11 protein-coding genes are annotated in these 12,487 nt (G+C 56.3%); 6 read left to right on the top strand and 5 right to left on the bottom strand.

The window, feature by feature from the left end; all coding sequences use genetic code 11:
* The first annotated feature begins 6 nt into the window (after positions 1-6).
* The gene (locus AC0V6M_RS14610) at positions 7-1,218 is read left to right on the top strand and encodes a saccharopine dehydrogenase family protein (protein ID WP_486139508.1); all 1,212 of its coding nucleotides are present in this window, start codon (positions 7-9) and stop codon (positions 1,216-1,218) included.
* Positions 1,219-1,240: 22 nt separating this feature from the next.
* Here the strand turns inward: AC0V6M_RS14610 and AC0V6M_RS14605 are convergent, their stop codons facing one another.
* Entirely contained in the window at positions 1,241-2,017 is a 777-nt protein-coding gene (locus AC0V6M_RS14605; RefSeq protein ID WP_486139507.1) for a hypothetical protein, read from the bottom strand.
* A 77-nt stretch (positions 2,018-2,094) separates the two neighbouring features.
* On the opposite strand from AC0V6M_RS14605, the gene AC0V6M_RS14600 reads away from it, so the two are divergent.
* Positions 2,095-3,270, top strand: coding sequence for a carboxynorspermidine decarboxylase (locus AC0V6M_RS14600; RefSeq protein WP_486139506.1), 1,176 nt, complete (start codon positions 2,095-2,097; stop codon positions 3,268-3,270).
* Positions 3,271-3,274: 4 nt separating this feature from the next.
* On the opposite strand, the gene AC0V6M_RS14595 is transcribed toward AC0V6M_RS14600, so the two are convergent.
* Positions 3,275-4,324 (bottom strand): DUF3137 domain-containing protein, encoded by a 1,050-nt coding sequence (locus AC0V6M_RS14595; protein ID WP_486139505.1) that lies wholly within the window; start codon positions 4,322-4,324, stop codon positions 3,275-3,277.
* Between the two features lie 112 nt (positions 4,325-4,436).
* Here AC0V6M_RS14595 and AC0V6M_RS14590 point away from each other — a divergent pair, with 112 nt between their 5' ends.
* Positions 4,437-5,009, top strand: coding sequence for a LemA family protein (locus AC0V6M_RS14590; protein WP_486139504.1), 573 nt, complete (start codon positions 4,437-4,439; stop codon positions 5,007-5,009).
* Between the two features lie 206 nt (positions 5,010-5,215).
* A complete protein-coding gene (locus AC0V6M_RS14585) occupies positions 5,216-6,436 on the top strand; it encodes a type III PLP-dependent enzyme (RefSeq protein WP_486139503.1) in 1,221 nt (406 codons plus the stop codon).
* Between the two features lie 281 nt (positions 6,437-6,717).
* On the opposite strand, the gene AC0V6M_RS14580 is transcribed toward AC0V6M_RS14585, so the two are convergent.
* Genes AC0V6M_RS14580 through AC0V6M_RS14570 form a run of 3 tightly spaced genes read right to left on the bottom strand, consistent with a single transcriptional unit; the run spans position 6,718 to position 9,264 of the window.
* Positions 6,718-8,616, bottom strand: coding sequence for a sensor histidine kinase (locus AC0V6M_RS14580; protein WP_486139502.1), 1,899 nt, complete (start codon positions 8,614-8,616; stop codon positions 6,718-6,720).
* A gap of 1 nt (position 8,617) precedes the next feature.
* A complete protein-coding gene (locus AC0V6M_RS14575) occupies positions 8,618-8,884 on the bottom strand; it encodes a response regulator transcription factor (RefSeq protein WP_486139501.1) in 267 nt (88 codons plus the stop codon).
* Positions 8,881-9,264, bottom strand: a complete 384-nt coding sequence (locus AC0V6M_RS14570) for a response regulator (RefSeq protein ID WP_486139500.1) — start codon at positions 9,262-9,264, stop codon at positions 8,881-8,883. The genes AC0V6M_RS14575 and AC0V6M_RS14570 overlap by 4 nt, the downstream gene beginning before the upstream one ends.
* Positions 9,265-9,407: 143 nt before the next feature.
* Between AC0V6M_RS14570 and AC0V6M_RS14565 the strand changes: the two genes are divergently transcribed.
* A complete protein-coding gene (locus AC0V6M_RS14565) occupies positions 9,408-11,180 on the top strand; it encodes a hypothetical protein (RefSeq protein ID WP_486139499.1) in 1,773 nt (590 codons plus the stop codon).
* Positions 11,093-12,406: a YadA-like family protein gene (locus AC0V6M_RS14560; RefSeq protein WP_486139661.1), complete on the top strand. Its 1,314-nt coding sequence runs from the start codon at positions 11,093-11,095 to the stop codon at positions 12,404-12,406. The genes AC0V6M_RS14565 and AC0V6M_RS14560 overlap by 88 nt, the downstream gene beginning before the upstream one ends.
* Positions 12,407-12,487 lie beyond the last annotated feature (81 nt).

Below are 12,487 nucleotides of genomic sequence, written 5' to 3'. Positions count from 1 at the left end.
GTAATTATGTCGACAGTTTTGGTAATCGGAGCAGGCGGGGTCAGCTCGGTGTGCGTTCACAAGATGGCCCAGCTTGGCGACATCTTCACTGACATTCATCTGGCCAGTCGGACGAAGTCGAAGTGCGACGCGATTGCCGCCAGTGTGAAGCAGCGCGAGGGCGCAAATGTCAGCACTTACGAGATCGATGCGGAAGAAGTGTCGGCGATGGTCAATCTGATCCGTCAGATTAAGCCGAGCCTCGTCGTCAATCTCGCGCTGCCTTATCAAGATCTGCCGATCATGGACGCTTGTTTGGAAACCGGCGTGTATTATCTCGACACCGCCAATTACGAACCAAAGGACGAAGCCAAGTTCGAATATCATTGGCAATGGGCCTATCATGACCGGTTCAAAGAGGCTGGCATCATGGCGCTGCTTGGCTCGGGCTTTGACCCGGGGGTGACGAGCGTTTTCACGATGTGGCTGCGTAAGCACAAGCTGAAGACCATCCGCCAGCTCGACATTTTGGATTGCAATGGCGGCGATCATGGTCAGGCCTTTGCGACCAATTTCAACCCAGAGATCAACATCCGCGAAGTGACTGCGCCTGCGCGGCATTGGGAAAATGGCGGCTGGGTCGAAACCCCTGCAATGCAGGTAAAGACCGAGTTTGACTTTGACGCGGTCGGCCCACGTAACGCCTATTTGATGTATCACGAGGAGTTGGAAAGCCTCTCAAAATTTATCCCCGAACTGGAACGTGCACGGTTCTGGATGACCTTTGGCGATGAGTATATCAAGCACCTGACCGTTCTGCAGAATGTTGGCATGACGGGGATTGAGCCGATCAAATATCAGGGCAAGGAAATCATCCCGCTGCAATTCCTCGCCGCCGTTTTGCCAAAGCCCGAGACTTTGGGTGAGAGCACAACTGGCAACACCAATATCGGCGTGATCGCGACCGGCGAGGCCTTGGATGGTTCGGGCGAGAAGACGTTCTACATCAACAACATTTGCAGCCATGAGGCCGCTTATGAAGAGACCGGCAATCAGGGCGTGAGCTACACCACAGGCGTGCCGGCAATGATAGGCAGCGCGATGATGCTTGGCGGCACTTGGTCAGGCGAGGGAGTGTTCAACATGGAGCAGATGGACCCTGATCCCTTTATGGAAATGCTCAATGCGCACGGCCTTCCTTGGAACGTGAAGGAGCTCGATAGGCCGGTTAAATTCTGATCTGACCGCTGCGCGCCCGCGTTCAATATCCTGGCACAATCTCACAAGATGGATCGCCCGCGCACACGATTGTTTTGCGAGCGTTACCCATTGCTGTGAGGTTGGCTGTTTGAAGCTGAATGTAGGTCTGCAAGGCCCACCTTGCCCAGATGTCTCCGACGCCAGAAAGTCTGCGAGCTTGATTTTTTGCAGGGGCTGAACCCTGCGCGCGGCTGTCGGCGACTTCCTTCACGGGATCGAGGTTGAGCCACAGGCTAGCTGGCACAACCCAGCCGCCCATGCTCGCGTATTTATCGCGCGGGGCGACAAAGGTATGCACACCGGTCGAACGGGCATCTTTTTTGCTCAACCTGCCATAAAGTGCCATCGCTGCAATTCGGTAAGGTGCGCCATTGCGCGTCCCATCGGCGATGTAGCTTATTCCCTGGCCACCTTTATCGAGCAACTTTGCTCCAGGCATGGGGTGGCTTGCGAGGATTTTGATATTCGTGATCCCCCCCGATTTTGCAGAAGCAATAAGCGCTGCTTTTAGATCATTGCCTTGATGGTCATAAAACCAGGCAGCGCTCCCTTTGTGCTGTGTGGTGCCGGGGCGGTGGAGATACTTCACCCCTTTCGGCAGGCCGCTTGTGACCTTCTTCCAGCCCGCAAAGGTCTCAACTCCTAACCCACTTTTGCTCGTAATCGGTTGAGGAGCTTGAGCCAGTGCGACAGGGGGTAGTGTCCCTGAAAGAAAAAGTGCAGCGGTAATTGTGAGTATGCGACGCAATGGTAAGCCCTCCCTTGTGTTCGCAAACATGCCGTCTATCTCCTGCCAGTCTAGCTTCGGGTAGCCACTCGTGCAAAACCTGCGACAAAAGGAGTTGATACTCAGCAATGCAAACGCAAGCCGGTGATCCGGGCGCCTTCGCCCAATTTGATTTGAGCCGCGTTGAAAGCCCTGCGTTCGTCGTGGATGCGGTGAAGCTGCGCACGAACTGCCAGGTGCTGGCGGAAATTCGCGATGAGGCGGATATCAAGGTGCTCGCAGCATTGAAGGCGTTTTCGATGCATGCTGTTGCGCCATTGCTTGGGGAATATCTCGATGGGGCTACATGCAGCGGCCTGTGGGAAGCTCGGCTGGCGAGCGAATATTACGATGGCGAGATCGCGACCTATTCGCCCGCTTACAAGCCCGATGAGCTGGAGGAAATCTGCCGACTTTCTGATCATGTGATTTTCAATTCACCGACGCAAATGGTCCGCGCGGCTGTCATCCTGGAGCATGCACGCCACACGGGCGGTGATGTTGACGTGGGCCTGCGCATCAATCCAATGGTGCAGACCGGAGAAGTTGCCAAATATGATCCCAGCGCGCCTGGCTCGCGGCTTGGCTTTCCCATCGATCAGCTTACCGAAGAGCACATGCAGGGCGTCGATGGCATCCACTTTCACAATCTGTGCGAGCAGACCTTTGAGCCATTGCAGCGCACGTGGGACCGCGTCTTCGATGCGATTGAGCCATTTTTCGGGCAGCTCAAATGGATCAATATGGGCGGTGGGCATCACATCACGCGGGCAGATTATGAGCGTGATGCGCTAATCCAATTGCTCAAAGACGCCCGCGAAGACACAGGCGCAGAGATTTACCTCGAGCCGGGCGAAGCGATTGCGCTTGATGCGGGGATATTGGTCGGCACTTTGCTCGATACAGGCTTTAACGAGGTGCCGATTGGGATCACCGATGTGTCGGCCACCTGCCATATGCCCGACGTGCTGGAGGCGCCATATCGCCCGGCGATGCTGGGCGAACTTCAGGATGATAGTGTGCCCATTCGTCTTGGCGGGCCGTCATGTCTCGCTGGGGATGTGATTGGTGATTACCGTCTGCCGGTAAAGGCCGATCCTGGCGCACGCTTCGCATTTCTCGATCAGGCGCATTATTCCATGGTGAAGACGAACACCTTCAACGGTGTGCAACTGCCCAGCATTTGGCTGTGGGACAGCGAGACGGACAATCTGGAATGCGTGAAACGGTTTGAGTATGAGGACTTTAAAGACCGTTTGAGCTGACGGCCTAAAGGCCCTTACGACCAAACCCGCCGCCAAGTGCGGAGCTGCCAGTGCCCAAATTGCGCGCATCGTCGACAAGAACGCCGCTAGGGCTGCGGCCAGCGTTCTCATGGCCACGCTCGCTCTTGTTAATAGCCATGGCCAGCTGCGCGAGGGAGGCGAATTGTTTGGCGGTTTCTTCCGCGCGTTCGCGGTCACCCGATGCGTCGATGCTGCCGCTTTCAAACAGGTTTCCGCTTTCAACCGCGATGATCATTTCGCCTTTGCGGAAGACCGCGCGAACAGCGTCGCCGGAGAATGCCCGTTCAATTCCGATCAGGTGCTCAACATAGGTGGGATCGACTAGTGTTCTGGCCTCCACCTGATCATCGCTCCACACTTCAAACACGTCTTCGAAGGCGGGGTGGACCTGATCGACATAATCGAGCCGGTGACCATCAAAGCTCGCATGGTCAGCGCGCCCTCCTAGGCCAAACCACTTCTTATGCTTGCCAGCGCGCTGCAGCAGCGTGGTCGAATGGAACCGGCGGCCAAACTCCATTTGAATGATCGCGCCGCGAAACACCGTAACCCAGCGCCTGTTTTTACCAGAGCCTTTTTGCTGTTCCAAATGCGCCTCGTATAGGCGAAAATCATGGCCTTCCAATTCGCCAAACCATAGGTCTTCAAAACTGTCGCGTCTGTAGTGCGGCACCAAGCCATATTGCTTGGCAGTGTCAAACTCCTCACCAGGGTCCACGTCATGGTCGTACTGCACGCCCAATTCGCGTGCGATGGCGGAATTGATTCCAATCTTGATCTCTTTTTTCGCTTGTTGGATCGGCGCGTAAGTCCAGCCGCCAGCGGCTGCCGCAGCGAACAGAGAGATCATGGCTTTGATCGTGAAGCCCCAACTGGGACCAAACCAAAGCATTGCTAGCAACGGCAGTAGAATAAAGGCGGATGTCACGCCGCGGCTAGAGGACTTTTCTTTCGCCTCGGTGCGCATGCTTTGCTGTGAGTCGAGCCAACTTCCCAGCTCTCCGCCCATCAGCTTGTTAACATCGGCACGCATCGCTACGCTTTACTCCCTTAACCATTTTTCGCGCGATGCCCCTCGGCATCGTCGCTAACCCTTAACTATTTGACGTTAATTTAGGAATATACAGTTAAGAAAGAGGTGTGAGATGGGCGAGATTTTCGGATGGTTTTGGACATCGGCAATTGTGGTTATCGCGGTTGGCGCAGTTCTGCTCGTTATTGGGGTCTACAACCGGCTCGTCGCTTTGCGTCAGAATGTGCGCCAAGGGGTGGCCGATATTGATGCCCAATTGCGTCAACGCCACGATCTGATTCCCAACTTGGTCAGCACCGTTCAGGGCTATGCCAGCCACGAGAAAGAGACGCTCGACAGCGTGATCAGCGCGCGCAATGCCGCCGCTTCTGGTGAGCCAACATCTGGCAGCGAGCAACAGCTCAAACTGTCGCTCGATCGCTTGCTTGCGCTGGGAGAGGCCTATCCAGACCTCAAGGCGAACACCAACTTTCAAGAGCTTCAGCGCGAGCTGGCTGAGACGGAAGACAAGCTTGCCGCTGCTCGCCGCGCGCTCAATGCGGCCGCGGCTCAGTTCAACGCTGCGCGTGAGAGCTTCCCAGCCGTTCTCTTCGCTGGAATGCTCGGTTTCAAAGAGGCAGATTTCCACCGCCTCGATGATAGCGAGAAGGGCACTGTCGATCAGGCTCCGCAGGTCGCGTTTTAAATTGCAGGCGTAGGGACGGGCAGGAACTGACTGCCTCTTTGCACATTTTGAGTTGCGGAAGCGCGATTAAGGCTTATATGCGCGCTTCCGCTGCCGATCCCTCTTATGAGGGTGGGGACTCTTGATCGCAAGACCGTAAGGCAGCCTTGTTCAGAAACTGGGTTAGGTTCTTTGCTCGATCCACATCCTTCTGGGGGTCCCTTGAGTTGCACAGTCATCCCAATGAGATTTTTTCCGATGCAGCGGCGGTAGTTGGCGCAGTTGCGCCTGACGAACCGATCATTCTGAACCGCCCGCACGCGGCGCTACGCGCAGCTCGGTTCTTCACAGAGAAGTTTCCGGGCAAGACGCTCTATGCCGTGAAAGCCAATCCTGCTCCCTCGCTCTTGCGTGTGTTGTGGGAGGCGAATGTCACGCATTACGACGTCGCATCGATTGCTGAGGTGCGCTTGGTCCGTGCAGAACTGCCCGAGGCGGAGTTGTGCTTTATGCACCCGATTAAGACCCGCCGCGCGATTGCAGAGGCTTATCACACGCACAAAGTGCGCACCTTCAGCCTCGATACGGCCGAAGAGCTGCACAAGATTGTTGAGGCCTGCCGCAACCCAGAGACGGGCGCTGCGGCGGATGATTTGCGGCTGTGCGTGCGTATGCGCGTCTCCAGCGAGTATTCTGAGCTCAGCTTGGCGAGCAAGTTTGGCTGCGATCTGCTCGAGGCTCCGGCCTTACTTCAGGAAGCGCGCCAGCATTGCGACTGGCTGGGCGTGTGTTTCCACGTCGGCAGCCAGGCGATGACTCCGTTTGCCTTTGTCCAGGCGATCGATCGCACGCGTGCCGCCATCGCCGAAGCCAGCGTGGTCATCGATATGATCGACGTCGGCGGGGGATTTCCCAGCATCTATCCCAGCATGGAGCCTCCTCCTTTGGAGGATTACTTCGCGCTGATTTCTCAGCATTTCGAAGCGCTGCCGATTGCCTATAATGCGGAGCTGTGGTGCGAGCCGGGCAGGGCGCTCGCGGCGGAGTATTCCTCGCTTGTGGTGCAGGTCGATAAGCGACGGGGCGAAGAGCTGTTCATCAATGATGGCGCATATGGCGCGCTTTACGATGCGGCGCATGTCGATTGGCGCTTCCCTGTGAAGGCGCTGGCCGACAATCTGCGCGATCCAGAGGTCGATTTCGCCTTTTACGGGCCGACTTGCGACGATGCAGACTATATGCAGGGACCATTCCCGCTGCCCGGTGACATTCAGGCCGGCGATTACATCGAGATCGGCATGATTGGCGCATACGGGGCGGCGATGAAAACCGGCTTTAACGGCTTTGGCAATGCGGAAGAATTCACCGTTGCCGACGAGCCAATGCTGAGCCTATTCCGCGGCGACAGACAGCGGCCCGAAAGCGACAATGTGGTTAGCTTGCGGTAATAGCGAATACTGCGGGTTTCGCTCCAGTCATCTCGCCGATCTAAATCTGCAATTGGGGTGGAAAGCGGAAGGTCGGCTTGCAAATCTATGCGGAGCCAAAGCAGACGTAGATTCCAAAATCTGTGAATTGCAGTTGCCGACCCAGTGCGGGCTTCCGCTTGGTGACCGAAATTGGGAGTGAAAGCGGACTGGCGCGAACGATTCTTCTTCCAACTAATCGATGGCGCAAGTGCATGATTGAAAGCGTGGAGGGCAAGCCCTGACGCTGAGAAAAGGCAGGCCTATCTTGCGTAGGGCAGCCAGAGCGTGATCGTGCAGCCTCCACCGGGCTGGGAAAGACAAGTAAGACTACCGTGCAAAGACTGCGCTCTGGACTTCATATTGCTGAGCCCCTTGCCTTGGTAATCTATATCCGCGTCAAAACCGCAGCCATTGTCTATCACGTAAGAGGCGATCCCTTGGACGCCGTTCTGCGTCTCCTCCTTGCATCCGATCGTGAGTTCAGTGGCTTGGGAATGAAGCAGCACGTTTCCAATCGCTTCTTGCATAATCCGCAGAACATGCAGCGCGTTGCTCGCATCTAGCCAAGATAGCGGCTGGCAGTCCTCAACCTCCCATTTGCAGGCGATCCCAGCATCACGTAAATCGCCCGCCATGCGGTGACGAAGATTGCCGATCAGCGCGAGCAGATCGCCTTCGATTGGTTCCAATGAATCGACCGTTATCTTCAGATCATTAAGTGCACGGTTGAGAGTGTTTATTGTAGTCTCTGGATGGTTCTGTCGGCGCGCCACGGCCAAGGCAGTGATCAGATTTGACCCGATCCCATCGTGCATTTCCTGCATTAATCGGCCTCGCTCTCCAGCTAGGGTTTGTTCGACCAGCAATTCCTGGCGGGCCGCTTCACTTGCTGCCAGTTCCGCGCGGGTCTCTGCTATACTTTGTGCAAGCCGCAAGTTGGATTTGCCCAGATCAACAAAGGCATCAAGCGCCCTCTTACCGAAGGAGATAACGAAGGCGGTGGTGTAAAGCAGTCCACCATAGATCGTCGCATAAGTAGCGCTGCCGTCGCCTTGATGCGCGATTGCTATGTAGAGATCGTATAGGGTCAAAAGCGGCGTCGCCATCATGATGAAACCGAGAACGCCATGCTCAATATTGCGATGCCGATTCAAGTTTATGAACCCAAGTGCAGATATCCCAAACACGACAATTGCAGAGGGCCCATACAGAGTTAGATCTGAGGTGCCGAGCAGTGCATGCACCAACGTCAGCACCACGCCCGCGGCCAACATAACCCAAATCCAAGTTTTCCGGTAAGTTGATTTCGTAAAGCAGAGATAAAATGCTGCGGTTGCCGCCGTTGCAAAGTACGACGCATAAATCGGTAATGTCGTGAACACTGTTAGGCCGAACGGACTGAGTTCAAACGGTGCTTGCCCTGCGTAGAACTGATAGTTCCTCAGGAACCAAACGACTGTCGAGATCGACAACCAGAGCAGCTCTACCTCTTGTCTGCGCCCCAGCCAAAATAGGAACACCAGCATGCCCATAAGAAGCATCGCAAAATTCACCGTGCGCGGTCCTGAAATCTGCCAAAAGAACCGCGTATCGTGGAATTCCTGTAACGTGATTTGCGGCCCGAGCAGCACGCGGCCAATTCCCAGCGATTCTTGCGAATACACCTGAAAGATGATCTCGTTCAGCCCAGGCCTTAAGGTTTCCGTTGGGATCGGAATTAAGATGGGCCGATACCAAGTGTTCATCTGATCAGAGACCTGCGCAAAGTTGCGGTAGACCTCTTCACCGTTCACCAGCACTGTAAAATTGTTGCGCGTACTGATTGTGTAAAGCGCGATAGGGTTTGCTCCAATCGCGCTGCGTTCAAACCGAAATTGTCCGCTCAAACTGTGTTCGTCACCGATCCGCCATTTGGCTTCGTTTATGCGGTATATTGCCGGGTTCTCGCCTCGCTCCCACCCTTCGTTTGGAAACTGGATGCCTTCGCTGAGGATATATTCCCCCTCGGTAAATTCGATGATCGGCCCGGTGGGCGTCTCAATCACCTCAAAGGGGACGGCGGTCTGAGCCAGCAGAGTGCCTGGCACAGCGAGCAGCATAAGGCACAGCAGTGCGAACCGCATCGCCAATGCAGACATCCCCGCTTTACTCGCGCCCATTCTACTCGCGCACGAGTAGCCCCTGTGATGAAGCTTCAAACAACGCCTCCGCTCGGCTGTTGACTTCTAGTTTGCGATAGATGTTTTTGACGTGTGTTCCAACAGTGTGGCTCGATACGCTCAGGACATCCGCACATTCCGCATTGGAAAAACCACGCGCGAGCAGGTTCAGCACCTCAAATTCGCGTTCTGACAGGGGCGATGCCATCGGCACGGCAGGCTGTGCTGGATCAGGTTTGATCTCACCAAGCAATTGCCGCGCGATCACCGGGCTGATGGGGGAACCCCTGCACGGATGTTGCGAATGGCCTCAATACAATCTTCAATCCGTTCATCTTTGAGCAGATACCCGCGCGCGCCCGCCCTCACCGCATCCAGAACTTTCGCTTGATTTGCAAAGATCGTGATTACCAAGATGTCGGTATCCCGGCCGGTTAAGACCTCTTTCCTGATCAGATCCACCCCGCTGCCATCGGGCAGGCCCAAATCGCACAGCAGGACATCATAACCGCCTGCCTCGATCATACCAGAGCCCGCAACGCAGTTGGCCGCTGTATCGGTCAGGATCATGTCCTCAGTTTCGCTGACCGCATGCGACAACAGATCGCGCATGGCTGGATCATCTTCAATAATGGCAACGCGGATCATGTGGCAGCACCTTAAAAACACTCGAACCCAGCCAGCATACCCTAGAATGAGGCGATCACCATACCGCGATCGCGGTATATGCGGCAGGCAAGCGCTCCCCTAACTCTGCGCCAGAATTTTTTGGATAGAAAAGGGGAAAGACAATGCGTACGTTACTTTTGACCGCCACGGCCACCACTGCGGTGGCGATCGGGATTATGGCCATGCCGCAAACCGCACAGGCCGATACCTGCCTGCTCGATACAAATAATAATGGGGTGGCTGATGCGGGAACAGATACCGACGGCAATGCAAATGATCAAAACGGTGTCCAATCTTTTGCGTGTGGTGGTGCTGCTGTTGCTGATCCGGAGAATACAATTGGTGATGGTGCAACGGCGATAGGTGACTTCGCAGTTGCGAGAGGTCCGGGCACGTTGGCGGTTGGCAATGACGTACTTGCCGATGGTGTTGGCGCAGCCGCAGTTGGCGGCGATGCAGACGGCAATGGTGCCAACATCGTTACTCGTGCTGTTGGCGATGGAGCATCGGCATTTGGTGTTGGCGCAAATGCTGCCGCTAACAATGCAAGTGCACTTGGCTTCAACTCCCTAGCAAATGGTTTTCGTGCAACTGCCGTTGGGGCCGGTTCTGATGCTGGCGCTAATGACGCAATTGCCATTGGCGATGCAGATGCATCGGGGACGCAAGCTATTGCCGTCGGTTTGAATGCCAACGCCGGTCAATTAAACGCAACTGCCGTGGGCGCGGGCTCAGTAACGGCTGGGAGTAACGCGACCGCAATCGGCGCCTTTACGGATGCAGCAATCGACGCGACCGCAATCGGCGCCTTTGCAAATGCGCAGGCTGACGACGCTATCGCGATTGGCTTTCAAAGTGACGCCATTGTCGCAGGCGCGATTGCCATTGGCGGGGATGGCAATGATGGCGACTCAATTGGCGCTCAGGCCACCGGTGAGCAAGCAGTCGCTATCGGTGCGGATGCCATTGCGTCGGAATTGTCTGCGACTGCTTTGGGGTTTAGGGCGAGCGCACAGGGCGTAAGGGCAACCAGCATCGGAACGGACGCATCCGCAGGTGGAGACGATAGCGTCGCCTTGGGGGCTGCAGCATCGGCATCTAACGTCCAAACGATCGCAATTGGTCTTCTCAGTAATGCTGGAGGTTTCAACTCAACAGCAATCGGCGTTTCAGCAAGTGCTTCAGGATCCAACGGTATCGCTATTGGCATTCAAAGTGACGCTCTTGGCGCAAGCGCGATTGCGATTGGCGGGGATGGCAGTAATGGCGACTTAATTGGCGCTCAGGCCACCGGTGAGCAAGCAGTCGCTATCGGGGCTGATGCCATTGCGTCGGAATTGTCCGCGACTGCTTTGGGGTTTAGGGCGAGTGCACGGGGCGAACAGGCAACCAGTATCGGAACGGACGCATTCGCTAATGGAGACAGTAGTGTTGCCTTGGGTAACGCGGCATCGGCATCTAACGTCCAAACGATCGCAATTGGTGTTCTCAGTAATGCTGGAGGTTTCAACTCAACCGCAATCGGCGTTTCAGCAAGTGCTTCAGGATCCAGCGGTATCGCTATTGGAGCGAACACAAGTTCGACAGGAGACGGCGGCATCGCTATTGGATTGAGCTCAAGCGCGACAGGTGCGGGGGTTGCGCTAGGCTCAAATGCATCATCGGCTGCAGGCACCGCAATTGGCGAAGCTTCAAGTGCAACATCAAGTGAAGGCACCGCGCTTGGTGCGCGCGCTCAATCAATAGTTAGCGGAACTGCGCTGGGTGCCGATTCCACTGCTACAGGTGATGCCTCCACTGCCGTGGGATTTTTTCGGACGCTACCGGTACGTTCGCGACTGCTGTTGGCCAGACATCTAATGCAACCGGAGAATTCTCAACCGCAGTTGGGGTGAATTCCGTGGCTAATTCCGATAACACATCATCCTTTGGCGTGAGCGCAATTTCAACCAGCGAAAATGCATCAGCTTTTGGTTTTGGTGCCATTGCGTCTGGGTTCGCATCGACAGCACTAGGCGTAGATACGCAGGCATCGGGAAACGGCTCGATCGCCCTTGGTGCCGGAGGCTCAGGCGAGCTTGGCACGGGTGCTCAGGCTCAGGGAGATAAGGCGATCGCAATTGGTATCAGCAGTGTTGCTGGCGGCGTAGACTCTATTGCCATCGGCAGTGACAGCGATGGTGACGAACTGGGCGCGCAAGCAACCGGTGCTTCCTCCATCGCCTTTGGCGTTGATGCGAATGCTCAGCAGGATAACGGGATTGCGATTGGTGCAGGTGCAAGCGCAACGCGGGTGAGCGCTTTGGCTGTCGGTGCAGGCGCTTTGGCTGAATCGGCTCGGGCAACAGCGCTGGGTGAGGATGCTGTTGCGCGCGGCGATGATGCCTTTGCGCTGGGGAACAGAACCTTTGCTCGCGGCGCGAACGCCGTTGCCATTGGCGGCTCTGCCCGCGCGACCTTGCAGCAAGCGACAGCGATTGGCTCGAACAGCCAGGCGCTAGCGGTGCAAGCCCTCGCAATTGGCGATGCGGCTGATGCGCGCGGAGTGGGCGCAAGCGCGATTGGTCAAGGCGCGAATGCAGCTCAAGATGGGGCAACGGCGCTGGGCGCAGGAGCGACAACGACGGCGGCCAACCAAGTGACGCTGGGCGGCACGGGCAGCTCTGTGCGGATCGGCGACATTGATGCGAGCACTGCCGCTCAGGTTGGCCCTGTGGATGCGGTGACAGTGGATGCCAATGGCACTTTGGGCCGTCAGAGCGTGGCCACCGCCGCTTCGGTCGACAATGTGCGGGTGGCGCTCAATGCCGTTGCCCAAGTCTCCACCGCGCAGTTCGATGCGCTGTCGGGGCGGGTGGACAACCTCAGCTTCCGTCTTGAAGACGTCAACGAAAGCCTGTCAGGCGGCATCGCAGCGGCCATGGCGATGGGCAGTGCGCCAATCGTCCCGGGTAAGAACATCTCGCTGACCGTGGCGGCATCGACCTATCGCGGGGAGCAAGCCTTCGCCGGGTCGCTCACCGGGCGGCTCACCGATAGTTTCTACATCTCCGCCGGGGTGAGCGGGAACACAGGTGATAACAGTGTGGGTGCGCGCGTTGCGGGCACCATCGGGTTCTAAGATAGGAAAATCAGGGGGCGGGCATTTCATTATGTCCGCTTCCACCTTTAATTTAGGACATAAGGAATCGGCGCAAGATAC

It is taken from the genome of Erythrobacter sp. JB3-1 (assembly GCF_057364995.1).
The sequence above is the reverse complement of the archived record's forward strand: the minus strand, read 5'-3'. Positions and strand labels throughout refer to the sequence as shown.

What these genes read in the sequence shown, in the direction of transcription:
- AC0V6M_RS14605 (WP_486139507.1), bottom strand. Translation starts at nt 2,017, where the DNA reads ATGTTTGCGAACACAAGGGAGGGCTTACCATTGCGTCGCATACTCACA.
- AC0V6M_RS14610 (WP_486139508.1), top strand. Translation starts at nt 7, where the DNA reads ATGTCGACAGTTTTGGTAATCGGAGCAGGCGGGGTCAGCTCGGTGTGC.
- AC0V6M_RS14595 (WP_486139505.1), bottom strand. Translation starts at nt 4,324, where the DNA reads ATGCGTGCCGATGTTAACAAGCTGATGGGCGGAGAGCTGGGAAGTTGG.
- AC0V6M_RS14570 (WP_486139500.1), bottom strand. Translation starts at nt 9,264, where the DNA reads ATGATCCGCGTTGCCATTATTGAAGATGATCCAGCCATGCGCGATCTG.
- AC0V6M_RS14580 (WP_486139502.1), bottom strand. Translation starts at nt 8,616, where the DNA reads ATGGGCGCGAGTAAAGCGGGGATGTCTGCATTGGCGATGCGGTTCGCA.
- AC0V6M_RS14565 (WP_486139499.1), top strand. Translation starts at nt 9,408, where the DNA reads ATGCGTACGTTACTTTTGACCGCCACGGCCACCACTGCGGTGGCGATC.
- AC0V6M_RS14590 (WP_486139504.1), top strand. Translation starts at nt 4,437, where the DNA reads ATGGGCGAGATTTTCGGATGGTTTTGGACATCGGCAATTGTGGTTATC.
- AC0V6M_RS14600 (WP_486139506.1), top strand. Translation starts at nt 2,095, where the DNA reads ATGCAAACGCAAGCCGGTGATCCGGGCGCCTTCGCCCAATTTGATTTG.